The organism is Nocardia wallacei (assembly GCF_029869545.1).
GTDB classification, from domain to species: Bacteria; Actinomycetota; Actinomycetes; order Mycobacteriales; family Mycobacteriaceae; genus Nocardia; species Nocardia wallacei_A.
This window is the reverse complement of sequence record NZ_JARWQD010000377.1, coordinates 1-22,253: the sequence shown is the minus strand read 5'-3', so window position 1 is coordinate 22,253 and position 22,253 is coordinate 1. Positions and strand designations below refer to the sequence as shown.

36 protein-coding genes and 1 pseudogene are annotated in these 22,253 nt (G+C 67.1%); 28 read left to right on the top strand and 9 right to left on the bottom strand.

The features are described from left to right. Nucleotides 1–230: 230 nt before the first annotated feature. Entirely contained in the window at nucleotides 231–395 is a 165-nt protein-coding gene (locus QH290_RS35390) for a hypothetical protein (protein WP_280387738.1), read from the bottom strand. A 119-nt stretch (nucleotides 396–514) separates the two neighbouring features. Between QH290_RS35390 and QH290_RS35385 the strand changes: the two genes are divergently transcribed. Then, complete coding sequence (locus tag QH290_RS35385; protein WP_280387737.1) at nucleotides 515–1,189, top strand: LOTUS domain-containing protein; 675 nt, start codon at nucleotides 515–517, stop codon at nucleotides 1,187–1,189. Between the two features lie 246 nt (nucleotides 1,190–1,435). Here the strand turns inward: QH290_RS35385 and QH290_RS35380 are convergent, their stop codons facing one another. Beyond that, a complete protein-coding gene (locus tag QH290_RS35380) occupies nucleotides 1,436–1,651 on the bottom strand; it encodes a DUF6374 family protein (RefSeq protein WP_280387736.1) in 216 nt (71 codons plus the stop codon). Between the two features lie 58 nt (nucleotides 1,652–1,709). On the opposite strand from QH290_RS35380, the gene QH290_RS35375 reads away from it, so the two are divergent. Then, nucleotides 1,710–1,931, top strand: coding sequence for a hypothetical protein (locus QH290_RS35375; RefSeq protein WP_280387734.1), 222 nt, complete (start codon nucleotides 1,710–1,712; stop codon nucleotides 1,929–1,931). A 154-nt stretch (nucleotides 1,932–2,085) separates the two neighbouring features. Here the strand turns inward: QH290_RS35375 and QH290_RS35370 are convergent, their stop codons facing one another. Together QH290_RS35370 and QH290_RS35365 are read right to left on the bottom strand one after the other, a co-directional pair. Continuing rightward, nucleotides 2,086–2,655, bottom strand: a complete 570-nt coding sequence (locus QH290_RS35370) for a peptide deformylase (RefSeq protein WP_280387732.1) — start codon at nucleotides 2,653–2,655, stop codon at nucleotides 2,086–2,088. Between the two features lie 31 nt (nucleotides 2,656–2,686). Further along, the gene (locus QH290_RS35365) at nucleotides 2,687–3,616 is read right to left on the bottom strand and encodes a helix-turn-helix domain-containing protein (RefSeq protein WP_280387729.1); all 930 of its coding nucleotides are present in this window, start codon (nucleotides 3,614–3,616) and stop codon (nucleotides 2,687–2,689) included. A gap of 226 nt (nucleotides 3,617–3,842) precedes the next feature. Between QH290_RS35365 and folE the strand changes: the two genes are divergently transcribed. From folE to QH290_RS35335, 6 genes are read left to right on the top strand one after another with little or no spacing between them, the layout of a single operon-like run. Next, nucleotides 3,843–4,391: a GTP cyclohydrolase I gene (gene folE / locus QH290_RS35360; protein WP_280387750.1), complete on the top strand. Its 549-nt coding sequence runs from the start codon at nucleotides 3,843–3,845 to the stop codon at nucleotides 4,389–4,391. 11 nt (nucleotides 4,392–4,402) lie between these two features. Then, the gene (locus QH290_RS35355; RefSeq protein WP_280387727.1) at nucleotides 4,403–4,927 is read left to right on the top strand and encodes a 6-pyruvoyl trahydropterin synthase family protein; all 525 of its coding nucleotides are present in this window, start codon (nucleotides 4,403–4,405) and stop codon (nucleotides 4,925–4,927) included. A gap of 3 nt (nucleotides 4,928–4,930) precedes the next feature. Then, nucleotides 4,931–5,758 (top strand): hypothetical protein, encoded by an 828-nt coding sequence (locus QH290_RS35350; RefSeq protein WP_280387725.1) that lies wholly within the window; start codon nucleotides 4,931–4,933, stop codon nucleotides 5,756–5,758. After that, nucleotides 5,682–6,605 carry a DUF2797 domain-containing protein gene (locus tag QH290_RS35345; RefSeq protein ID WP_280387723.1) on the top strand — a complete coding sequence of 308 codons (924 nt, stop codon included), beginning with the start codon at nucleotides 5,682–5,684 and terminating at the stop codon, nucleotides 6,603–6,605. Before QH290_RS35350 ends, QH290_RS35345 begins: the two co-directional genes overlap by 77 nt. 22 nt (nucleotides 6,606–6,627) lie before the next feature. Continuing rightward, nucleotides 6,628–7,242 carry an AAA family ATPase gene (locus QH290_RS35340; RefSeq protein ID WP_280387721.1) on the top strand — a complete coding sequence of 205 codons (615 nt, stop codon included), beginning with the start codon at nucleotides 6,628–6,630 and terminating at the stop codon, nucleotides 7,240–7,242. After that, nucleotides 7,239–8,501, top strand: a complete 1,263-nt coding sequence (locus QH290_RS35335) for a glycosyltransferase family 4 protein (protein WP_280387719.1) — start codon at nucleotides 7,239–7,241, stop codon at nucleotides 8,499–8,501. The genes QH290_RS35340 and QH290_RS35335 overlap by 4 nt, the downstream gene beginning before the upstream one ends. On the opposite strand, the gene QH290_RS35330 is transcribed toward QH290_RS35335, so the two are convergent. The 3 genes from QH290_RS35330 to QH290_RS35320 form a co-directional block, all read right to left on the bottom strand. Beyond that, on the bottom strand, nucleotides 8,489–8,983 hold the full coding sequence (locus QH290_RS35330; protein WP_280387717.1) for an NUDIX domain-containing protein: 495 nt from the start codon (nucleotides 8,981–8,983) through the stop codon (nucleotides 8,489–8,491). The two genes, QH290_RS35335 and QH290_RS35330, sit on opposite strands and share 13 nt — an antisense overlap. A 170-nt stretch (nucleotides 8,984–9,153) precedes the next feature. Beyond that, nucleotides 9,154–9,366, bottom strand: coding sequence for a DUF397 domain-containing protein (locus QH290_RS35325; RefSeq protein WP_280387748.1), 213 nt, complete (start codon nucleotides 9,364–9,366; stop codon nucleotides 9,154–9,156). Between the two features lie 5 nt (nucleotides 9,367–9,371). Beyond that, the gene (locus QH290_RS35320; RefSeq protein ID WP_280387714.1) at nucleotides 9,372–10,259 is read right to left on the bottom strand and encodes a helix-turn-helix domain-containing protein; all 888 of its coding nucleotides are present in this window, start codon (nucleotides 10,257–10,259) and stop codon (nucleotides 9,372–9,374) included. Nucleotides 10,260–10,507: 248 nt separating this feature from the next. Here QH290_RS35320 and QH290_RS35315 point away from each other — a divergent pair, with 248 nt between their 5' ends. The 20 genes from QH290_RS35315 to QH290_RS35220 all read left to right on the top strand — a co-directional run bounded on the left by QH290_RS35315 (nucleotide 10,508) and on the right by QH290_RS35220 (nucleotide 20,642). After that, on the top strand, nucleotides 10,508–10,981 hold the full coding sequence (locus QH290_RS35315; RefSeq protein WP_280387712.1) for a hypothetical protein: 474 nt from the start codon (nucleotides 10,508–10,510) through the stop codon (nucleotides 10,979–10,981). A 461-nt stretch (nucleotides 10,982–11,442) separates the two neighbouring features. Then, a complete protein-coding gene (locus QH290_RS35310) occupies nucleotides 11,443–12,003 on the top strand; it encodes a hypothetical protein (RefSeq protein ID WP_280387710.1) in 561 nt (186 codons plus the stop codon). Beyond that, nucleotides 12,000–12,494 (top strand): hypothetical protein, encoded by a 495-nt coding sequence (locus QH290_RS35305; RefSeq protein ID WP_280387708.1) that lies wholly within the window; start codon nucleotides 12,000–12,002, stop codon nucleotides 12,492–12,494. The genes QH290_RS35310 and QH290_RS35305 overlap by 4 nt, the downstream gene beginning before the upstream one ends. After that, entirely contained in the window at nucleotides 12,494–12,874 is a 381-nt protein-coding gene (locus QH290_RS35300; protein WP_280387706.1) for a hypothetical protein, read from the top strand. The genes QH290_RS35305 and QH290_RS35300 overlap by 1 nt, the downstream gene beginning before the upstream one ends. 312 nt (nucleotides 12,875–13,186) lie before the next feature. Continuing rightward, a complete protein-coding gene (locus tag QH290_RS35295; protein ID WP_280387704.1) occupies nucleotides 13,187–13,342 on the top strand; it encodes a hypothetical protein in 156 nt (51 codons plus the stop codon). Nucleotides 13,343–13,387: 45 nt separating this feature from the next. After that, on the top strand, nucleotides 13,388–13,609 hold the full coding sequence (locus tag QH290_RS35290) for a hypothetical protein (RefSeq protein WP_280387702.1): 222 nt from the start codon (nucleotides 13,388–13,390) through the stop codon (nucleotides 13,607–13,609). 104 nt (nucleotides 13,610–13,713) lie between these two features. Then, nucleotides 13,714–13,884 (top strand): hypothetical protein, encoded by a 171-nt coding sequence (locus QH290_RS35285; protein WP_280387700.1) that lies wholly within the window; start codon nucleotides 13,714–13,716, stop codon nucleotides 13,882–13,884. Beyond that, nucleotides 13,881–14,111, top strand: a complete 231-nt coding sequence (locus QH290_RS35280) for a 6TM ABC transporter family protein (RefSeq protein ID WP_280387699.1) — start codon at nucleotides 13,881–13,883, stop codon at nucleotides 14,109–14,111. The genes QH290_RS35285 and QH290_RS35280 overlap by 4 nt, the downstream gene beginning before the upstream one ends. A gap of 112 nt (nucleotides 14,112–14,223) precedes the next feature. Beyond that, nucleotides 14,224–14,511: a MarR family transcriptional regulator gene (locus QH290_RS35275; RefSeq protein WP_280387697.1), complete on the top strand. Its 288-nt coding sequence runs from the start codon at nucleotides 14,224–14,226 to the stop codon at nucleotides 14,509–14,511. A gap of 14 nt (nucleotides 14,512–14,525) precedes the next feature. Then, nucleotides 14,526–15,041: a hypothetical protein gene (locus QH290_RS35270; RefSeq protein ID WP_280387695.1), complete on the top strand. Its 516-nt coding sequence runs from the start codon at nucleotides 14,526–14,528 to the stop codon at nucleotides 15,039–15,041. 18 nt (nucleotides 15,042–15,059) lie between these two features. Beyond that, nucleotides 15,060–15,383, top strand: a complete 324-nt coding sequence (locus tag QH290_RS35265) for a hypothetical protein (RefSeq protein ID WP_280387692.1) — start codon at nucleotides 15,060–15,062, stop codon at nucleotides 15,381–15,383. Between the two features lie 40 nt (nucleotides 15,384–15,423). Then, nucleotides 15,424–15,696, top strand: a complete 273-nt coding sequence (locus QH290_RS35260) for a MarR family winged helix-turn-helix transcriptional regulator (RefSeq protein ID WP_280387691.1) — start codon at nucleotides 15,424–15,426, stop codon at nucleotides 15,694–15,696. After that, nucleotides 15,693–16,127, top strand: coding sequence for a hypothetical protein (locus QH290_RS35255; RefSeq protein WP_280387689.1), 435 nt, complete (start codon nucleotides 15,693–15,695; stop codon nucleotides 16,125–16,127). Before QH290_RS35260 ends, QH290_RS35255 begins: the two co-directional genes overlap by 4 nt. Before the next feature lie 15 nt (nucleotides 16,128–16,142). Next, nucleotides 16,143–17,009: a TetR/AcrR family transcriptional regulator gene (locus tag QH290_RS35250; RefSeq protein ID WP_280387687.1), complete on the top strand. Its 867-nt coding sequence runs from the start codon at nucleotides 16,143–16,145 to the stop codon at nucleotides 17,007–17,009. Nucleotides 17,010–17,087: 78 nt separating this feature from the next. Then, complete coding sequence (locus QH290_RS35245; RefSeq protein WP_280387685.1) at nucleotides 17,088–17,351, top strand: helix-turn-helix domain-containing protein; 264 nt, start codon at nucleotides 17,088–17,090, stop codon at nucleotides 17,349–17,351. A gap of 17 nt (nucleotides 17,352–17,368) precedes the next feature. Then, nucleotides 17,369–17,896 (top strand): MarR family winged helix-turn-helix transcriptional regulator, encoded by a 528-nt coding sequence (locus tag QH290_RS35240; RefSeq protein WP_280387683.1) that lies wholly within the window; start codon nucleotides 17,369–17,371, stop codon nucleotides 17,894–17,896. Nucleotides 17,897–18,361: 465 nt separating this feature from the next. Continuing rightward, a complete protein-coding gene (locus QH290_RS35235; protein ID WP_280387681.1) occupies nucleotides 18,362–18,592 on the top strand; it encodes a hypothetical protein in 231 nt (76 codons plus the stop codon). Continuing rightward, complete coding sequence (locus QH290_RS35230) at nucleotides 18,589–18,870, top strand: hypothetical protein (RefSeq protein ID WP_280387679.1); 282 nt, start codon at nucleotides 18,589–18,591, stop codon at nucleotides 18,868–18,870. The genes QH290_RS35235 and QH290_RS35230 overlap by 4 nt, the downstream gene beginning before the upstream one ends. A gap of 502 nt (nucleotides 18,871–19,372) precedes the next feature. Further along, entirely contained in the window at nucleotides 19,373–19,801 is a 429-nt protein-coding gene (locus QH290_RS35225; protein ID WP_280387677.1) for a hypothetical protein, read from the top strand. A gap of 67 nt (nucleotides 19,802–19,868) precedes the next feature. After that, a complete protein-coding gene (locus QH290_RS35220) occupies nucleotides 19,869–20,642 on the top strand; it encodes a helix-turn-helix domain-containing protein (protein ID WP_280387675.1) in 774 nt (257 codons plus the stop codon). A 160-nt stretch (nucleotides 20,643–20,802) separates the two neighbouring features. Here QH290_RS35220 and QH290_RS35215 read toward each other — a convergent pair whose 3' ends face one another. Together QH290_RS35215 and QH290_RS35210 are read right to left on the bottom strand one after the other, a co-directional pair. Continuing rightward, nucleotides 20,803–21,567 (bottom strand): MmyB family transcriptional regulator, encoded by a 765-nt coding sequence (locus QH290_RS35215; RefSeq protein WP_280387673.1) that lies wholly within the window; start codon nucleotides 21,565–21,567, stop codon nucleotides 20,803–20,805. Nucleotides 21,568–22,055: 488 nt separating this feature from the next. After that, nucleotides 22,056–22,253 (bottom strand): annotated as a pseudogene (locus QH290_RS35210) (hypothetical protein); the annotation flags it as partial.

The following is a 22,253-nucleotide window of genomic DNA, read 5'->3' as shown; positions in this document are numbered from 1 at the left end:
AGCAGGCCGCGCACGCTCACCGTTCAGTTGCCCCGCCCACGCTGGTGGCGACGCCGATGAACCAAGGTCCTCTCCGGGGCCCGCGCTGATCCATCCCTTTCCCGGTCGGCACGATTCGTCACGGCAGGGCGGCGTGGGCACCCTTGCCGGAAACGGACGACGATGCCGAAAAACGGCAGCTCCCGAAACTAGCGCCGCGCCCGGCGCCTCGCGATCGAGCAGAACCTGCGCTACACCGAAGCGTTGCGGCGCAGCGGCATTGGTGGGTGCGAACCGGAGCAGCGTGAGGACAGCCGGGAACCGATCGAGCCGAGTGCGCTGGAAGCGCTGCACACGATCGTGGAGAAGGTGCGGACGACCAGTCCGGCCGATTCGACGACCGCATTGGTGACCATCTACGAAGCGCTGGCTCTCACCGCAGCCGCGAACGGGCTCATCGACCGCGAACTGCTGGAACTCGGTCAGGTGTATTGGCCTGGGGAGAACTTCCTCTTTGGTGCGCGGTGGGGGGCACTTGGAACTGGCCGTGGAACGGCTCGGGTCCGTGCTCCCTGCCCCAATCCAGCTGCCCCGGCACGACCGGACATCGGTGCTGACGCCGCCGGACGTCGAGCCGCAGGTCTACGACCCCTTCCAGCCGGACGGCTGCGACGGGGTGGTTTGCGACCCGGATCAGGATGAGAAGGCCCGCCAACTGCTTCTCTTCCGAAGCCAGGCCGTCGGTTCGGCGAACAAGTCGGTATGGACCGAGGCCCACGCTCTGCTCAGGCGGGTTCTCGGCCACGTCCGAAATCCCCAGGCCCGCAAAGCATGCCGGATCGCAGCCCTGCTCGTGGACGAGATTCTGCACCCGGATGCGGGCAGGGACCGGCGCGATATCAACCAGCGAATCCTCGCGATCGAGGTCGGTCGCCGGGCTGCCGGCGAGCTGGCCGCCGACGAACGACTCATGCAGGTGTTGCACGAGGCGGTAGCGGCAACCGCTCGACCTAACAGCTGGTCCCCGATATCGGCGGTCTCCGCCGCCCTCGAACACGCCGACCCGGACTGGACGCCAGCTCGGTGGGGCTACCTGTCCGACATCAAGCTGATCGCGGCGACCAAGCAGTTCGCGATCCGCAGCCTCCCGCGCAAGGGGCAGCAGGTGATCGAGGTCCGGGCCCGCCGCCGCATCGCGGACCGGCGTTGAACCGTCGCCGGGCTCACCGGGCCGAGAACCGAAGCGTATGCCGGTGCATCACGTTGCCGTCTCGGGTGATTCGGCCCGGTGCTGTAGCGGTCGTTGTGGACGGCCGCGCCAGGGTTCAGGCTCGCGTGCTGGCAGGTTCGTCGGTCTCGGTGCGCTGAATCCCGTACAGACGCCGTGCAATTCGGTGCGAGGGCGCGCCCGGAGCGAGCTGGCGAGTGCAGCGCGCGCAGCGGGACGAGTTGCTATTCACCGTAAGCGGCCCCCGGCGTGCGTAACAAGGCGTACATTCGGGCCCGGCTCGGCTGGCGCATCGAGGGCCTGCACTCCGGTAGCGAGCTTGCTTGCCAGCTGCTCCAACTGGTCGGGCGTGATCTGTTTGCCGAACGCCGCGGCATCCAGCAACTGTCGACGAACCTGGTCTATCTGCTGCCGCGCGAACTCGGCTGTCGGACGTGCAGGCATGCGCGAGACCCTACCATTGGTCGAACATAAGTTCGAATGCAGTGGTAGGCTCGCCGCTATGAATCGTGTAGGTGCCGAGCTCGAGGCGTTGCTGACCGAGGCGGTACGCAACGCGACGCATACGCACAATCGTCCGTACGGCCGGGCGCTACTGATCGAGGAGATTCTGCACATTATCGAGAGGGAACTCGCCGACCCGCGGTACACCAAGCAGGAGCGCCTGAGTGCTCGGCGGATCACGCTCGAAGCCATGAATCACGGCAGGCGACTCTGCGAGTAGTCGTTCGGGTCCAACTATGTTGCAGTGCAGACGATTCCGTGTGCATTCTCGCCGAACCCGTGGGGACGGCGGGAGTACGGTGGCCGCCAGAGGCGGGGTGGTGGAAGGCGATGCAGCATTCGGCCGTGTTCCCGTTCACTTCGATAGTGACCGATTACTGCTGGTAGCTCCAGGCGCGTCCGGTCTGGCGGTATTCGGCGATCGGGATGGGTTCTACGCCGGGGCGCATGCGGCTGGTGTAGAGGATGCCGTCGAGGTGGTCCAGCTCGTGGTGGACGAGGCGGGCGATGCCGTTGCGGTATTCGGTGGTGACGGGTTGTCCTGTGAGGCTGGTTGTTTCGACGATGATTTGGAGTGGCCTGGGGACGATTCCGCGGACGTCGAAGAAGCTGAGGCAGCCTTCGTATTGTTCGTCTTCGTCGTCGGAGTGTTCCACGATGCGTGGGTTCAGCAGGATGATCGGTGCGGCGTCGTTGCCGGGGGGCTGGACTACTGCGGCGCGGCGGCCGACGCTGATCTGCGGGGCGGCGATGCCCATGCCTTTGGCGAACGGGTGGGCGTGTCCGACGCGGCGCATGGCGGATCGGAGGTCGTCGATGACCGCGCGGGCCGCTGAGGCTTCCGATGGGAGGTCGAACGGGGCGGCCGGCTGGGTGAGGATGGTTGCGCCGGTTTGGACGATACCGAGATCGCGCATGGTATCGCTGGGCTTGGCCTCGATCACGGTAGTTCCTTCCCTGCGTGGTGGATTGGGGTCATGAACCGAATCGCCATTCGAGCCGGTATCGGCAGTGGAGTGGTGGCCGGTAGGTGTTCCAGCTGAAGACGGTTGTCCCGTTGTCGTCGTGCCGGATCGGCGGGGTGGGGAGTGGGCGTGCGTCGGCGGTCATGGAGGTTTCGGTTCCCCACACGACGGGTGCGAGGTCTGTGGGGAAGGCGAGCTGGACTTCGAGGCGCTCGGTGGGGAGGCGTACGGCGCGTTGGAACCATCGGCCCCATTTGTCGTCGCTCACACTGTAGTCGTAGCAGATCCACACCGATTGGCCTGGATACAGCGGGAAGCGGCCGTTGTCGTTTTCGAACTGCAGCCAGATCTCCTTGAACGCGTCCTGGTCGTGTTTGACCTCCCATCGCATGGGTTCGTCGCGGCAGGTCGCGTTCAGCGCCAGCTCTTCGAGGGTGAGGGGGTTGTGGCGGTAGTGCAGTTTCGATCGTTCGGGCTCGTCGGGGTAGCGGTTGACGCTGATGCGGATGAGGTAGCGGGTGACGGGTTCGGTGCCGGTGTTGCGGAGCAGCCGCCGCATGGTGAGCCGGTAGGCGGTGCCGTCGTAGTCGAGCCGGGCGGCGTCGTGCTCGACGACCAACTCGGTCCCGGCGTAGCCGGGTGCTGGTGGTGCGGGGGAGGGGGCGATCGGGCGGGGGATGTGGGCTTTGGCGGTTTCGTAGTCGCGCCAGCGTTTCCAGATGGCGTGCCCGGTGTTGAGCGCTGTGTCGGCTTTGCGGGCGAAGTCTTCGGTCGGTTTGTGCCGACCGGCCTCGACGTGGCTGATGTAGGACGGGTCGAATCCCATGTGCGCCGCGAGGGCGCGTTTGGACAGGCTTCTCACCTCGCGCCAGTAGGCCACCTCGGCGGCGAACGCCTCGGCGGCTTGCTCGGCGGTGCTGGTTTCGGACGGCGTGTTCAAGCCCCTTGCTCCCCCGGCTTCGGTGTGTGAGTTGAGTGAAGCGTGAATGAGTCCAGTTCATCATTCCCTCACCCTGTCCGCCACCGTTTCACTGGTCCGGTACCCGTTGGCCCACAAGGCGATCGAAACGAGGACCGGCATGAATAACGCCCTGGCGATCGGCGCCACGCCGAGCCGTCTTCCCCTGGCTCGGCACAAAATCACTCCCGAATCCACGGCTCGTGACATGGCGGCAGCTGAGGCTGCTGCCGCATCGTTCCTGCACGCGCTGGGGATCGACACCTCCAGCCCGTCGTTGCGGGACACGCCTGCCCGGATGGCACGCGCCTACGCCGAGTTGCTGACGCCGCGCGAGTTCGACCTGACGGTGTTCGACAACGACGAGAACTACCAGCAGCTGGTCCTGGTGCAGGGCATCAGCTTCCGGTCGCTGTGCGAGCACCACGGTCTGCCGTTCATCGGCACCGCGCACGTCGGCTACCTGCCGGGCGGGCAGATCATCGGTATCTCCAAGCTCGCCCGGGTGGTGGAGCTGATGGCGTGCCGCCCGCAGACCCAGGAGCGCATGACGCAGCAGATCGCGAAGTGGCTGGTCGATCACCTCGGACCGGAGGGTGTCGGCGTCGTGGTCCGGGCCGAGCATCTGTGCATGACCCTGCGCGGTGTGCAGGCTCCCGGTACGACCACGGTCACCTCCGCCCTGCTGGGGCGGCTGCTCCACGACGCGCGGGCGCGAGGCGAATTCTTCACGCTGGCCCAGTTCACCCACCGATAAGGGACCCCCTCGTGAATAGCGCATTCGAAATCACCAGCGGCGCAACCACTGTTGAGATCGGCGGCAGCGAGTTCCGGTTCCCTGCCGCGCACACCGGATGGCACGCCGGGGAGTTCGAGCCACTGCATGGACACACGTATATTCCGGTGCTGCGGCTGGCCGGTGGCGTCGGGAAAGACGGAATGGTGGCCGACTTCAGCGCCGTGAAGGTGCTGCTGCGCGACGCGATCACACCGTTGCGGCGACGTGTCCTCTTGGCGGCGGACTGCCCGGGAGTGTCGATCGAGCACGTCGACGACACGGTGCGGGTCGCGAGCCCTAGCAAACGGTATGTGTTTCCTGCGGGCGATACCGTGGTGCTGCCGATCACCAACACCTCGACCGAGCAGCTCGCCGCGTACCTGCTCGACCAGATCGTTCCCGCGTTGGTCGGGCACCAGATCGATTGTGCCGAACTGGAATTGGCCGAGGCTCCGGGCACGGCGGCGATCGTTCGCGCGCTGGTGTCGCGCGAACCGAGATCAAGGGAGGGCTGAGGGGTGACCACGGATGTCGACCAGGCGGGGCTGTGCCACCGCGATCGGGTGAAGGCATTGCTGGCATGGGCGTGGGAGCGTCGGCTGTCCCGCCGTGACGCACCGACGCCGCGCCTCACGATGGACAGCGCCTGGGATTCGTGGTGGGTGTCCTATCGTGCCGCGACGAGCGCGCCGGCACTCGGGCTCGGCCTGGTTCCGGCGGTGCAAGGCTGCTCGCAATGCCGCGCCGACGCCTCGGCCCTCGAATGCATGGAGCCTCCCGGGCACCCGGAGATCTTCGGTCCGCGCGACTGCGACTGCCTGGAGAACTGGGCGAAATCGATGCGAGCCCCGTTACCGGACATCGCCTGGCCGACATGGCAATTGAGCTGTGCCATGACCAAGCCGGGCGCCGACATCGACGCCGTCCGCAGCCTGCTGTCCCCGTCCTATCGGATCCTGTCGAGCCGGTCGGTCCGCTTGTCGGCCAGCGATGCGCGGCGACTGTATCCGGACGCCTACGGCGCCGAGTACACCCGCGCTCAGGACGACTACCTGGCCTCCGGGCCGGTCGAGGCGTTCCTCCTGCTCGCCGATGGCGACTCGGGTGCCAGCGCCAAGGACATCAAGGTCGGCATCCGGCGCCAGCTCGGCGGCACGGATGCGCTGCGCAACCACCTGCACATGCCGGACAACCCGGGCGACGCCTGGTGCGACATCGCGCACCTGTTCGGCCGGGATACCCTTGCCGACCTGTATGAGAGGTACGAGCATGACCGAGCAGCCGCCCGCATGGACCGCCACCGGCATCTTCTGGAAGCACAACCAGCCCGCGCTGACGGCCGCTGACCCGTCCGGCGTCGAGCGGCCCCGCCCCCTCCCACTCGCAGCGCCGGTCGGTATCGAGGTGTGCGGGCCGCGGCGCTGCGTCGGGATCTGGCGTCCCGAACTCGGTCACCGCCAGCCGTGCCCGTTCGCCGCACCGATCGCGGGGCAGGCGACTTCGGCTCAGTGCCAGCCGTGTTCGGCCGCCGACGACGGTCACCAGCTGGCCCGGGATCAACTCGCCGACGACGGCCGCGACTACGGCCTGTATCTGGCATGGCTGGGCCCGAACCTGCCCAAGGTGGGACTCACCGCGGGCAGCCGCGGCACCGACCGGCTCGCCGAACAGGGAGCGCTCGCCTACACCTGGTTGACCACCGGCAGCCTCCCCGCGATCCGCGCGATGGAGAAGGCTATCTCCGCGAGCGGGATCGCGGCCGAACGCTACCACCGGCGCACCAAGCTGACCGCTTGGCGGCGGCTGACCGGTACACCACAGCATCGGGCCGAACTCGACGCCGCGCACGCCCGGATCGTGGCGACGGTGCCGTGGCCCGAAGACCTTGTTCTCCAGCCCTGCCGACCGGTCGACAACAGCGAGTTGTTCGGTCTCGATCGACTCCCGACCGGCCTCGTCGACGAGGTCACCGAGCTGCAGTCCGGTGCACGGATCGCCGGAACGGTGCGGTGCCTCGTCGGCCGGGAACTGGTGCTCGACACCGATGATCGGCCCGTCGTGCTGGATGCCCGGCTTCTGGGCGGCTGGCCGATTCGACGGTGCGACGCCACTCGAACCACGGGGGCGGCCCTGGCTTGCCTCGATTTATCCAGGAGCGACGATGCAGACACCGACCAAACAGCATTGTTCTGACCACAGGGAATGGCCGCGGCTCGTGATTGAGGGCATGCCCGGCTCCGGCAAAACCAGCACAGTCAATCTCCTTGCCGCACAAGGCCACCAGGTCGTCGGCGAATACACCACAGCGGCAGGAACCGTCATCCCGGTCGCCGATCACCCCGACGTCGGCGACGACGATGCCCACGAACACAACTACGTGGCCAAACATCGGCAAGCAACGACGCTGGCCGCTACCGGCCCGGTGTTCATCGACCGCGACTGGCTGTCGATGCTGGCCTACGCGCACAGCGCCGACGACCCGGCACTGCTGACGGCCCGAGCACACCGGATATGGGCCCGGCTCGACGCCGGAGCCCTCGCCGTCGCGACTGCCTACACCGTGCTGCACACCACCGCGGACACCAGCCTCCGGCGCCGCCACCACCGATTGACCTCCGGCCACCCGTGGAGTACCGGAGCCGGATTGGAACGGCTGGCAGCGTTCTACGCCGACCCTGTGGGCATCGTCGGCGCAGTCCACCCCAGCCTGGCCCGGAGGCTGTCGACTGCCGCATGGAATCACCTGCGCAACCCGCAGATCGAGATCGCGGCCCGCATCCTCCGCGATCTCGCCCGCACGCTCGACGCCGACAGAACGGCCGCACAATGAGTCGGCCGACAATCGTCGTCGCCCTCCACGACGGCTTCTACGGCTGCGGCACGGGCGCGGGCTACGCCAACAAGATCTTCCTCGAAATCCTCGTCGACCTCCTACCACCCGAGGCGCGACTGACCGTCCTGCCAGTGCAGTTGTCACCGGCGAGCCCCGAGTTCGACCAGGACTGGCACACCGACACGCAACGCCTGCTGGCCAGAGCCGACGCCGAAGTTGTTCCGCTCCACAACGGCACCCACGGCGCAACGCGATTCGGCGGACTGCCACAGTTCCGGCGACTGGCCACCGAAACCGCCGACGCCCTGCACCGCGTGGTACCGACCAGCACCACCGAGTCGATGGTGATCGCCTTCGATGTTCCGTTCTTCGGAGTCGCCCCGCTCCTGCCCCCTGCGCTCGTGTCGAGGATGGTCGTCGTTCCCCGGTCCACTGCGGCGATCCACACACCCGACGACCCGGAACGCCGAGCGTGGGAGTCCTACGGTCTGCACGCGGTCAGCAGCGGCGGCGGCCGGATCGCCGCCATCTCCCACTACATGCGACACCACCTCACCGGGCAGTACTGGCTTCCCGGCGACACCGTGATCGACCTGCAGGACGGGCTCGGGCCCCGGGACTGGCAGATCGGCCGAACCGACGACAACCTGCTGCCCGGCCCCGCCCGCGGAGGCTTCCTGCTCACCATGGGTCGAGCACACCCCTACAAAGGGTTCGATGATCTCCTCGACGCCCTCGTGCTCCTGCGCCGCTCCCGAGACGACGTCCCGCATCTGGTGATGGCCGCGGTCGGTGACGCCCCTGAGCCGAACCGGTACCAGCGTCACCTCACCGACCGCATCGCCGACGAGAGACTGAACGTCACACTGCTGACCACATTCGCCCCGACCATCCGCAGCTGGCTCGCCCACCCAGATCTACTCGGCGTGGTGGTGCCCTCACGAGCGGAACCCTTCGGGCGGATACCGATTGAGGCATACGCAACTCACGCCGGCCCCGTCATCGCCACCACCGCCGGAGGACTCGCCGAGCAAGTCGTCGACGGCCGCACCGGATTCACCACGCCACCCGGCCGCCCAGACGGCCTAGCCGACGCCATCCGCACAGCCCTCACCCTCGATACCACCGGCCGCGACCAAATACTCCGACAGGCAACACAATTCGCCCGCACACACTTCGACCACCCGCGCGCAGTCGGCCGCTTTCTCCGCGACAACGCACCGTGGCTACCGCTGCTCGACCGTCAATCTCTATAGACCGCAGCGCCGTACGACGCTCGTAACCCCCACCTCGCCGAAGCAACTCGGCGCACCGCCGACGCCTGGGTACATCCCGAATGTCCCCACCCCAGCAATGCCGGGGCGTCATCGAGAGGAGCCATCAACCGCCGGAACAATCGACCACCGTCCGGATCCGGTTGACGCGGCAGAAACTCACCGATCCTGCCCGCCATCCTGACGAAGGCAACCGCCCGACCATCACGATGGGCCACTTCGTATCCCAGGTGCACGGCGTCACGCACAGTTACCTGGGATTCCTCCAGCGCTTCCCGTTTCAGCGTCGCCACGGGGTCACCGTGATCTTCGGGCTCGGGAGACCCACCAGGGAGATTGAACCCATCGCCGACATCCTGAATCAGCACGGCGCCCGTCTCATCGACCAGCCACCCGTACACCTGCACCACAGGCACCCCGACAGGAACGCCCCCGGCAATCCATTGAAAGGTCTCGACCGTCACGGCAGCCAACCGTAGCCAGTGCCAGCCCGCTTCCGGTGCCGCCACGCGGCTGCGCACTGGCAACCCGTCTCGACGCTTCTTCGCCGAACCATGGCTAGGCGGGCTCGTCACGCAGACGCAGAAAACCCCAGGCCCACACACGGACCTGGGGTTTGCCTGCCTACTACCGGCTACGCCTGCGGCTGGTTGAACTCGCCCTGCACAACTCCGCCGGTGAAGGCTTCCCATTCGCCGGGTGTGAAGACGAGCGCCGGGCCTGCGGGGTTCTTGCTGTCGCGAACGCCAACCATGCCCTCGTCGAGGAACGCGACCTCGACACATTCTTTTCCGCCTTGGCTGCGGCTGCTCTTGAACCACTTCGCCCCAGACAGGTCAACGTTCACGCTGCTCATGCTCCCTTTGCTACCCGCCTCAGCAGGTTCCTACTCATCGTCTCATCCAAGGCTGCGGCCTTGATGCTCTCGTACCGCCGACTGTAGAGCCTCACGTCATCTTCCTTCTCAAGGTACATGTCGCCGACAGCGCCCTCGAGGAACACCACAGGGGGCTCAACTGGTGCGCCAGCCTGATCTTCGCCGAAGTTGAGGATCACAAACGGCGGCATGGATATCCCGTCAGGGAATCCGGCGTCGAACGGTAGCACGCGAACTGTGATGTTGTCCCGTGTGCTCATGTCGGCGAGATGCCGTCGCTGAGCTGCCATGACGGCGCGGCTTCCGGCAATGCGATGCAGAGCGGCCTCACCGATCACGACATCCAACTCGACCGGCTGGGTCTTCCTGGTGATGATGTTCTGCCGTTGAGTCTTGATCTGGACGCGCTGGTCCCACTGTTCCGGCGTCTCGTCGGGCCAGATCAATCGCACGAGAGATCGGTTGTAGTCAGCGGTCTGAAGCAGGCCCGGAACCAGGTCAGGCTGGTAGGTGATGATCTGCGTCGCTGCCGTCTCAAGTCCGACGTAGACATCGAAGTTCTGGGGAATCATGTCGCCGTACTGATGCCACCACGACTTCACATTCGCTTGCTGCGCAAGACCTTTGAATGCCTCGGCGAGATCCTCGGGGACCCCGTACAGGTCGCAAATGGCTTGGATGACCATGGTCTTGATTCGGCCAGTCTCCCCCTTTTCCAGGCGGTTGAGGCTGGTCGCGCCCATCTCCAAGCGCTGGGCTGCCCCGACTTGAGTGAATCCCGCCTGTTTTCGCCAGTCCACGAGATAGCGGCCAAGCTGGCGTCGGGGAAGTGTTGCTCCTCTGTTACGCGGTGTCTCCGGCACGATGGTCTCCGTTTCGGGGAGGTCTGAATCTCCGTATCGGGGGAATCATCCCACCTGGTGCGGAGAGTTTGCAGGCAGTTTGGAGAATTTTATTCGGAGTCTCCGTTTCGGGGTGACTGTGGTCTGTCGCGGGTGTGTTATGGACCCTGCGCCCGGTTCGGGGAGTTCGACGGAACTCATAACCCGTCAGTTCCGGATCGGACCCTGGCTGGGGCGCATGCAGACATTGCGCCGATGGAAGGCCGGGGATGACCAGCGTGCAGCCGCCGAAGGCGGTGGAAGAGATTGAGAAGCGCATCGCGCAATACAACGCCGCGTTCGGCATACCTTGTCGGATCGACCACGGCGGCCGGATTGTCATGCGACTGACCGACATCGGCGCCGTCAAGATGCCGGTTGCGCTCGGCGAAGCAACGCGCGACCGGATGCGAGTTCTGGGGATCGGGTGTCAGATCGTCGGCGAGGCCGATGCGTGGACGTTTCTCGTTCGGCCGTATCGGATCGACGCGGACCCGGTCCTGGGAGCTATAGCACTCGGCCTCGGAATCGAGGCCATTCGGTGCGGCGAGGCAATTCGACTTCCGTCGCCGGGGGACCAGTCGTGCCGGTGGGTTGCGGGTCCCCGTGATGCATTTCGGCCCTCTGTGGAGACCGTATTGCATGTCGCCGACCTGATCTCTGGCACGCGCCCGGCGATGCGGTTCGAAGCCCACTCGATCTAGGAGGTTCGACGTGTCGACTGCCCTCGCCGTTGTTGTCCTCGTCGGCGGTTTCTGCGCCTGGCTGGGCTATTTCTGTGCCCGGCTGCGGAACTCGTCGCCAGGGCGGCATCGTCCGGAGCGGCGCGAGTGGCTCACCGGGGAGCTACGCCGACCGGACGGTAGCCACACGATCGGCAAAAGTCGCGCAAAGCTGTTGCGTTACAACGTAATTCGCGAGCCGTCCGAGCGGGGCCTATCGCGATGAGCGTGCGGCCGTCGGCGAAAGTCCGGTCTCCTCGACCGGATGAACCCGACGTGCACGTCCGATTCACCTATGGGGGAACGTATTTCGATTTCGCCGCGTGCAGGACGGCGGCGGCCAACTTCATGACCAAGTGGCAGTCCAGCCACAATCCGACCGTTACGGCCACTGTTGTCCGTGACGGACTGACCAGATTCCTTCGATTGCCTTGCGAGGACCTATGGCTCAGCCCGTGACCGCCCACGCCCAGAACGCAATTCGGTGCTGCCTGGACCGGTACAACACCGTGCACGGGTTACAGGCTCAGGTCATCGGCGGCAACGCGATCATCGCCTGGGCGGGGCGGAGTCTGCATGTCGTGTCGATGGATCAGCAGGTGGGTGCGCGGGTGCGCACGGAGATGCGGCTGCGGGATCTGCGGCCGGTGATCATGTGCGGGCACGGGGTGGTGCGGTGGGAGTTCCTGGTGTCCCCGGATCTCGAGCCGCGGGAGCATCGCAGCCTGGCCTACGAGCTGGCCGGCAGTCGCCCGCAGTATCCGGTGGTGATCTCCGAGGCGGGCGCCACGGTGTTCCTGCCGACACCGCCCTACGCCCGGAAGAAGTGGCTGGCAGCGCCGGTCGACGCCGAGTTGCCCGCCCTGTCGGTAGTCTACGAGATCGCGACCCGGCACGCGAGCCCAGCCACCCCGGCCTGGCCCGACAGGCAGTGGCCGGTGCCGCCTCGCCCGGAACCACACCGCACGCACGGGCAGGCGGAATCGGGCGGTGAGGGGTCATGACTCGGCCGCAGATTTGCCTCACCCTGGAGCAGCAGTGGCGTCGGTACAACACCGTCTATCACCTGGAAGCGCAGGTCGACCCGGGCAGTATCTACACGATTGCACGCAACGTGCACGTGGTCGGGATGGATGGCGGTCTCGGGGAGCTGGTGCGGGCCGAGCTGGCCGACCGTGGCATCGAGGCGCCGATCATGGGCACCACGGGTGCGAATCATTGGATGTTCCTGGTCCGGCCCGGCCTCAGCCTCGAAGCCCATATCGACTTGCGCGCGCGGCTCGTGCGGGCTGGGGGCCCGGTCTATGTCTCGGCGCCGGGCGACTACATCTCCTACCCGACACCGGGGAATCCCGCCAGGTACTGGGTCGCGCCGCCGGTGCCGGACGTCGAGCTGCCGCCGATGGCGCTGATTCTCGGTGTCGCTGAGGCGGTCTGCACAACCGTCAACCCAAGGCTCCTGTCCCACAACGTCATTGCGGAACTGGAGACGTGATGGGAGCGACATCGGCATCGACGTTGATCCGGTCCGAGCACCGGAGCCGCAGCGGCCATCACTGGACGGTCGAAGGGCCGGTAACGGTGTCGTGGACGGTCACCGGGCAGGGGCAGGTGCTGATCGGCACGCTCACCGATCGGGCTGCGGTGTGGCCGTCGTACAACTGGCCCCACAGCATCTGGGGGACCGGCGCGACCGGCTTCGTGTATTTCGGGCCCGGATTCACCCTGCCTGCCGCGCAGGACCGGTTGCCGGACTACGCGGCGACATGGGCGGCGGTGCGCGCCGAAGCCGACGCCGCAGCGGGCCCGCTGCCCGCGCAGGACAGCGCTCCGCGCAGGCTGACGGCCGCGGACACGCCCCGTGCCGGTCCGTAGCAGGCTTCCCGCTCCCCAACCCTCCACCAACCCCCCCGGGGAGCGGGGGAGCGACGCCTCCGGCTGTGTGGCCGACCGCCTGGTGCCTCGTGGTGCTCGGGGGCAGCCGGAGGTGCTCGCGCACTCCCTGATGTTGCTCGATTCCCTTCTCCGACTGGAGGACTCACCGTGCCACTGCGTATCCGCTTGTTCCTCTTGACGGCTTCTTTCTCTGCCGCTGGCTTCGGCGGCGCGGGCTGGTTGCTGTGGTATGTGCGGCCTCGCCCGGTGTGTGTCTGGTCTGTCGGGTGGTGGCGCGAGTACCGCGACACCGTGAACGACGTGCTGGACGGCTATGCCGAGATGGTGCGCGCCGTTCATACCGGCAACGCGCACCGTGCCGACACCTTCGACTCGCTCCGGTCCCCGTGCACCGGCGGCTGCACGCCGGGCTGCCGTCCCGGAAGCTGCATCCTCACCCAGCTGTGAACACGCTGACCCACAACACGATTCGCCTATGGAGGACTCCCCGTCATGCTTTCGCGTCACCGTCTGCCTGTCCTCGCCGTTGCCGCGGGCGTCGCCTGTGTCGCGGTGGCCGCCGTCCGGGCGGTCGCCGAGACGATGCCACGTCCGGTCGAACTCTCCGAGCCCGCGTGGTGGTGTCGTTGGGCGGACATGCTCGATCCTCCGCCGCCGGTGGTGTACGAGCACCAAGACCTCTACGACCACCACCTGCTCCACGATGAGAGATGACCGGCGGGTGAGCTGCACCCTTACCCCGCGCCCACGATCGCGGCCTGCGGATCGTCCTCGGAGTGTGGCTCGCCCGGCACCGCGAACCTTTCCCACCTGCCGTCGTGGCCTTGTCCTACCTCGGCACGTTCGGTGTCGTGCTCACGGTCGTCATGGCCGTCGCCGCGTTCGCCCTGCTGCTGCTCTGGCTCGACCGGACAGTCGGGGCCAGACGCACCCACACCCACCTGCTCGTAACACCCACCCACACCCCAGAACAGGAGACCGGACCGTGACAGACCCCGACACCCGCAAGCCGACCATCAGCGCCGCCGTCGTGAAGGCATGGGCGCCATTCCTTCTCGCTGTCGGGCTCACGATCAGCTGGATAGTTCTGCCGTGGCAGGTCGCCCTCGGCCTGACCGCGCTCACGGTGCCCCTGTTTTTCGGGCTGGTGTATGTGGTGGAGACCCGGCTCGCGAATCAGGCACGCGCGCAACAGGAATCGGGGGCGATCGAGTGATGCGCCTCAATATGATCCGGGTCGTTCGGCTGCTCGATGTGATCGTCGGCGTGTGCGCCCTGCTCGGTGCAGTGATCGCGGCGGTCGAGTACGCACGCAGCCGCCGACGGTCATGACACGGCCACCGTTCCTCACTGACATGCAGCGGGTCGCGGCGGCCGAGTTGCGGGTGCTGGATCTGCTGTCGCGGGTGGAGTGGTTGACGACCGCGCAGCTGGCGGCCGAGGCCGAGCTGGACGAGCGGCTGGTGCACCGTGCCGCGATCCGCCTGCACGTGCAGCGCATGGTCGACAAGACCCCCGGCCCCCGCGACGGACGGCGGTGGCAGATCACGCCGCTCGGTGACAAGACCCTCCTAGATGTCCAACGTTCGAGTTCGAAAGGATCGCAAGCCCTGTGATTCCCTGTCCTGTGGTGACTGCGCGCGAGGTTTCGTGCGCCACGATGCTGAACATGTACGGCACGGCGGGTGTGTTTCCGCTGTTCTTCGGATTCGAATACCGCTCAGGCGAACAGGTCCACCTCTACCCGTTCCCGCTGGCGGCCGACCAGCAGCACTCGGCGGCGGTGATGGTGCCGGAGCACTTCGGACAGTTGATCGAGGCCGGTCTCCGCTGCTGGGGCCTCGGCTTGATGGTCGACCGCTCCTCTTCCGTTGAGAAACAAGACAACGGGCAGTATCGGCTGACCTTCGCCGATGTCGGCGACCCGGTGTTCACGGGACTCGTGGTCGACATGGACGGCAACGGCTATCACGCGGTGGTGCCCCGAGGCTCGACCAGCCATATCCGTGTGCATCACATGCCCGCGTCGGGTCATCGCCGGACGGTGCTGTCGGACGACCCGACAGTGATGGCGCTGGAGTCGAGCGCGCGGGCCCTGCCGCAGCTGTGGCGCACGGACGATACAGCTCGTGCACGCCGGAATTGAATCGAACGAGTTATCGCTATGGGAGACAACGCTATCGGCTATATCCGCTCGGACCTGACCGGTGAGCCCGGTGCCGAGGAACGGCTGGTCCGCGACGTCGCCGAGGCGCTCGGTGTGGATATGCCCGAGGTTCTGATCTTCGGGGTCGACGAGGCGCAGCCGCTGCGGAAACTCGTCGAGGCGATCCACCGGAGGGAAGCCACGTTGGTGATCATTCCCGCCGCGCTCCATCTCGAAGACGGCATTCGTGCGGTCCAGCTGGCGGGTGCGTCGATCCATGTCGCCGCAGCGCCCGACGGTACCGGCGCGGAGTGTCCGGCCCGCCGGTCTGTCGACCACTAGTCCTGCAAGACAACGTATTTCGTACCAGGAGGCCACTGACATGCCCACCATTCCCGGGCACGGCAAGAACCAGCAGCAGATCCTCGAATGCCTCACCGAAGGCAACCGGACCAGTACGCAGATTGCGACAGCGACGGGATTGTCGCTGCGCGGCGTGAGCGCCAGCATGGCGCGGCTGCGGGCGGGGAAGTTCGTCCGCGATTCCGGGGACCGTGCCGACCACCGGGCCATTTTGTGGGAGATCACCGAGGCGGGCTGCAACAAGTTGCCGAGCCCGCCGGCCGTGCCTGTGGGCGGGTTGGATAAGCCATGATGCAGGCCACGATTCGGTATACCGCCGTGTTCGCCGATCAGGACTACCCGGTGATGGCGTGGAGCGAGACGGGCGAGGCGTTGATCGTCGACACCGACGCTGGTTGCCTGGTCGCCGCCCGCGAGCGCGCGGGTTTCTCGGGTCTCGAGCGGACCGACGAGTATTGCCGCACCTATCGGTCGTTGATCGCGGCGCAGGGGTGGTGTGCGCATTATCGGCGTGCGGACGGTTCGTTGCGGTCGGTTCCGGTGGTGGCGTGGGCGTTGTGTGCCGATGACCCGGGGGTGGTGGTGCCGCTGGTGAGTACCGCCGACGGGTGTGTCGAGCCCGCCGACCAGTCGGCGCCCGGTCACGAGAGGTTCCACAGCGTCACGGGTCCGATACCGGCGGCGTCGCACGCGCGTCGCGCCAGTCACATGCACATCGCCTGACAAGGGACAGCAGCGATGATCCTGACCCGGCACCAGCGGCAAGCGCTGACGCGGGAGCGGCTGCTGGCCGCAGCGCGAGAACTGTTCGCCGAGCACGGATACGACGGCGCGTCGGTCGATGCAATCGCGGCGGAGGCCGGACTGACTCGCGGGGCGGTGTATTCCGGCTTTCCGAGCAAGCGGGCGTTGTTCGCGGAGGTGCTGGCCTCCGCGGCCGAGGCCGACCGCGACCGAGCACGCGGGCGGCGCGGGCCGGTGACACCGGTGGTGGTGCTGGAACGGTTTGCGGCAGCGGTGCTCGAGTCGGCGGCGCGCTGGTGCGCTCTGCAGGATCTGCTGATGATCGAGCCCGTGCTGCGACCGGCCTATGCGGGCGCGTCAGCGGTCGGTACCGCCGCGCTCGCGGCGACGGTGCAGGCCGCCGCCGGGGACACGGGAGCGCTGGCGGCGCAGCGGTGGGCCGGTGTCGCCGATGCGGCCGTGTCCGTGCTGTATGGCGGGGTGCGGGGCTGGTGGGGTGCCGCCGCTGTCGTTGCCCCGTGTGCCGCCATGGCCGACCTCCACGCGCCCGCAGCGGCCGTGGCGCGGAACGGCCGCGTGAGCGTCGGCCAGGGGCCAGCAGAAGGCGACGACGTGTTATCCGGCCGTCCGGCACGACCGGTCGGCGGCGGACTCGTGGTGTCGGCCGGGCTGGCCGACGGTTCCGCTGTGGCGGCGGCGATCAGGGATCACCCGGACCGGCCGGTGACGGTCCGGCTGTCTGCCACCGTCACCGAGCACGCCGCGATCGCACGATGCGCGCTGGCCGAGATGGGACGCGGCCTGTATCGGGCGGCCCCGCCAGCGCTGGTCCCGATCCAGAGTGTCCTCGACACCGGGTGACACGCGAAACACACTGCCGACCTCGGTCTTTCGATACCTCGCCCTCACTTTCCCATGTCGAACAGAAAAGGACTTCACATGCCCATACGTCCTGGTTGCGGCCCGACCCAGCGGCGGATCTTCGAAAGCCTCGCCGAGGGCGAGAAACGAACGTGCCGGGAGATCGCCGAGGCGTCCGGCATCGATGAGGCCGTCGCCACCCAGACGGTTCGCCGTTTGGACGACCACGGATTCGTCGAGGACAGCGGTGAACGCGGCGGCAAGAACGGCCGCGCCAAGCTCTGGCAGATCACCGCCAAAGGCCGCACCATTCTCGAATCGGAAACCGCTGCGGCGCAATAGAAAAGGGGAGTAGAACAGTGGCGGAAACGTACTCGTTCGGCCAGCTCCGGGTTCTGCATGCGCTGGGTAACGGCCGTCCGCAAACGGTGCCGGGGCTGGTGAAGACCAGCGGTATCGGCCAATCGGGGCCGGTGAAGCACACGCTGCGGTGGCTGCGCGAACGCGGCTTCGTCACCGGCGACGAGTGGTGGACGCGGCCGGACGGAACCCGCGAACAACTGTGGAAACTCACCGACGCCGGGTGCAAGGCCGTCGCCAGCCACCCGGACCGGAACCCGCGGGAACTGTTCACCCGCAACAAGAGACGGATACTCGAGGCCCTGTCGGACGGCCGCCCCCGCAACGCCGAGACACTGACCACCGAACTGCGGCTGCCGCGCCGCGCCAGCACCATGCACGCGATCTACTGGTTCCTCCGCCACGGGTACGTGAGAACACAAGCGCCCGACGGCGTCGATCCGGACGGATACCCATGGGTGCTCACCGAGAAGGGGCGAGCTGCCGCCGCGAACCTCGACTACGGCTACGACCTTCTCAACCCCTGACCACGAAGGTTTCCCGATGTGCACGAACGCGACCAGCAACAGTAGTCAGCCTCCGACCCGACGGACGCAAGCTCCTGTCCATCATGATTCCTCGCTGGTAGCGCGAGAAACATTGGGAGAGATAGAAATTCACTTCAACCACGGAGGGAGGCATTTTCGCGTGTTCGTAAGCTTCGACCCCGACGAGCGCAACGGCGACGGGTCAGGGTATACGACCGCGCAGTAGTAAGAGAGGTCGTCACACAGGGTCGCCCCGTCCACCCCTCACAAGGGCGGGGCGACCCGCACCGCAGCTCAGCGTTACCGGCGTCGGCAATGCCGGGAGTTGCCTGGGCTGGCTGACAGCCACAGATCGGCGTAGGCGCGCCGGGAAGCCGGTGCTGCGCATCACCTCCCCGCGTCGCCTTTCGCGGGGTGTGAACTCCGTTGCCCTGCAATGTGACTCAAGACGAATTGGAGACCCTGATGAGTGGAAACAGCGTGACGACGCGGTGGCGTGTGATCTCCCTTCTCGCCGGGATGGTCGCGGTGGGGTTGATCGTGGCGTCGACCGTGGTGCACGTCGCCTACCAGGCGCCGTGGCCGGTGTGGCTCCCGCTGGAATTGGTGGGGTTCGTCCTCATCGGCGTGGGCGTGAGCCGCCGGAAGAAGACGACCCGCGGCGAGCACACGGAATCGCTGGCGAAGCCATCGTGACCGGCCCCAAGCCCGCCTCGGTAGGCCGAACCCGGCTGATCGAGTCCCGCGTCCAGCTGGCCGGGCTGCCGACCGGCACGATCCTGGTGACCGGCACCGGCTACGTCGGTCTGGTGCACCACGGCCCGCGCGGGCAATGGACCGGTGGCCGCACCCGCATCTACCCGCTCGCCGTGCAGACCGACCTGGTGTTCTACCCAGCCAACTTCGACCTATCCCTGCCCGTGGCCGCGTGGCTGCCGTCCACCGACTACCAGCCCACCATCCGACCGAGATGACCACAGCGCCCCCCGCTCCGAGATGAGTGGGGACGCCGAGGATTTGGAGCACGCAGTGATCGACAGGATTCGCCACCGGTGGCGCGATCGGCAGATGGAGCGCCGGTATCGCCGGGATGTCCTCGAGTGGCTGGATCGGCAGGAGCGTCAGTCGCCGTCCCGTCCACCTGCCACCTGCCTGTGGCGAACGAATTCGGGCGTGAGAAGCCGGACTCGTACGAGGGAGGGCTTCAAGTTATGGAGTGCCTGAACAACGCGCCACCCGGGCTGGATCGAATATCGGCACTGCTGCGGATCTCGGCGAGTCTGTTCGCGCTCAGGTCGGGTGTGATCGCGTCGGCCGGCACAAGTGAAACGACAAGGGAAACTAGCGAACTCGGGAGGCTGAATGTGTACGTTGTGCGATGACCAGTGGTGCCTGACACGCTCGTATGCCACACCGCGTCCGAAACAATCACGGATTCTCGGTACCTGGGACGAAGACGACCACGATGCGCCGACCATGGACGACGTGCTGTGCGACGGTAAACCCGCCGGAGTCGAACCACGCGAACTCGATGACGCCGCATGGTATGTGGGCGCCGGACCCGATTTCGATCCGCATCCGTCACCGATACGCTGGCGCATTGCCGGGCCGCTCGAGTTCCCGGAATACTGTCACGGTGACCGTCCCGGCGTCGTGGTCGGGCCGATCGAAAAGGCGTGGGAGCTGGCGGCATTCGCGGAGCGGCTGATGACCGGCCACGAGCACGACGACGGCGGAACAGTCACCGAATGCCTGATGGGTGCGGTACCGCTGCGCCAGGAACAGCATTGCTGGTTCCTGCCGAATCTGCGGGTGATGGGGCCCGTGCGGCAACGGACCACCGAGGACGGCACGGTGATCGAATACCGGGACGATCTCCCGGCACCGCCCCCGCCTCGCCTGTGAGCCGCCACCCGAACTCAACGGCCCAGGACCCCGAAAGGGCTGGAGCCGCTGATGATTGGAGAATGAAATGATCGATCGTGACGATGATGAAGGGCGGCGACTCGGGGCGAGGCTGCGTGATCTGCGAACGGCTGCCCGCTGTTCCGGGCGGCAGTTCGCGGCCCGGCTCGGGTGGGACCCGTCGCGGATCAGCCGGTACGAGACCGGCCGCCAGGTACCGACCGATTCCGACATCGACCAGTGGTGCGCCGCAGCCGATGCCCGCGCCGAGGCACCCGACCTGACAGCTCTCGCCCGCCGTGTCGCCGCCGCCCGGCGGGACCAGCAGCGCCACGATTTCGGCCGATACCGGCCCACCGCGTACACGCTGCTGCTGTCGCTGGCCTGTGTGCTGGGCCTCGGCGAGGCCACGTCGGCCGTACCCGTGTCGGCGCAGTCGGCGACCGCCGTGACCGCGGAGTGCCCGCAGCGCGACGACGGGCCGGTGTACTCCGGGACCGGACCGGGTGATCGGCGGAGCGGTCCCGGAGTGATCTTCGCGTTCGAGCACGCCTACTTCCAGCAGCGCTCGGCGCAAGCGGCTCGTGAGGTCGTCGCGGACGGTGCCGACGTCCCCTCGGCTGAACACATTCAACGTGGAATCGACCACCTGCCTCTCGGGACCACTTATTGCGTGCAGATCGACGCGACTCCGGTCGCGGTCGATGCGGCTCACCAGCAGTGGGCGGTGGTTCTGACCCAACAGCTCCCCGGCGAGCCCGCACGCACGGCCACCCAGCACATCACCACCGCCCGCGACACCACCGGCCGCACCGCGATCACCGCCATCCGGCAGGCATAACCACCCGGGGGAGGCCGCGCCAGCGCCCGGACAGCCTCCCTTGGTCCCCTTGTAATCCGTTCTGTGACTCCGGCGTTCGTGCACGCGAGGGGTATCCGGGTCACACGCTGCACCCCGTTGCGCGGCGATGGCGCGCCGGGCGCGGGTCGCGCGTGTGGGGTCAGCAAGCGATCGCGGGCTGGTCGCAAAAGCCGTAGGTGACGAGGATGTCGGGGCGGGTGGTCTCGCTGATCGCGAGCGACAGCGGCATCGGTTCGCCGGATCCGGGATGGCGCAGGCTGATCGGGGAGTGCCGGCCGTAGGAGACGAGGAGCGGGTGCTCGGCCCACAGCCGGTTGAAGTCGTTGCTGGCCACCAGTTTTCGCCACAACTGCTGTGCCTGCGGGGTGTCGCGGTAGCGGCCGAACGCTGCGCGCAGGCTTGCGATGCCGTGGACTGCTTCGTGTTCCCAGTGCGGCAGGATCTCGCGGGCGGCCGGTGTGAACAGCCAGAGATGGACGTTGTCGTCGGCGGTGTCGAGGCCGGGGATCGCCTGGCGTAGCTGCTTGTTGGCCAGCAGCACGGTGCCGAGCGGATCGAGATAGATCGCGATCAGCTGGAGGGTGTCGAGGTGGTCGAGGTGTGCGTGGATGGCGGGGCGGTCGAGGTGGTGGCGCAGGTCGTCGGCGGGTGCCAGCGTCGCCGATGTTTTCCACAGGTTGAGGGTGTGGCGGCGTTGCCAGGCGGTGAACCGGTAGACGCGGGCGAGCTGTTCGACGACGGCGCGTTTGGGATGACGATGATCGTCTTCGATCTTGCCCAGCCAGGACGCGCTGAAGTCGGTGTGTGCGGTGGCGGTCTCGCGTGACAGGCCGAGATGGTCTCGCGCAGTGGTTATCCAGTCGTAGAACTCCGGCATCCGGGCTGGTTCGTCGGCACGAGTCATCGCAGCACTCTCGAATCCGCGCCGGGTAGATCGCTCGGGGATGCCGAGCAGGCGGGGACAGCGTCACCTATGGCGGTGGTGTGAGAGCCCGCGGCTGGGTGCGGCCGGGACTCCTGTGGGTGTTGCGCGGTGTCGGCGACTGTCGGGTCGGTGGACTGTGTGCAGGGTGTATGCATGGTCCTTCGCTTACGTCGAGGATTGTCACGCGGACATGGGTGGTCCGGGTGATGCTCACGGGAACGCTTCAAGCGGCATTACATTCGATGCCGGACAGGACCCCGCTGTGAGTAGCGGCAGCGTTGCGCCCGACTCTAGTCGCCGACGGCCTCGGTTCGCAATATTGCGTTCTCCGTAGTGCGTGTCGCGCCCGCGGGGTGATGACCTCGCGCGCCGTGCGCCGGGAGTCGCTGGTAGCGAAATCTGTTGTCAGCCTTCATGTCTGGACGGTTACCGGTGTGCGGTGGCCTCGGGTCGGCGGTTGGGGTGGTTCATGGTCGGTGGGGTGTTGTCGTGTGGTGCAGGGTGAGGAGTGCGGCGGTGGTGGCGTGGTCGAGGGTGATGCGGGTAGCGCGTGCGTCGAGCGCGGTCCAGGTGCCGTCGAGTGCGCGCAGTCGTAGTGGGCCGCGGGGGGGGGGGGGGATGAAGGCGGGGGGGGGGGGGGGGTGGTGGGGGGGGCGCGGGGGGGG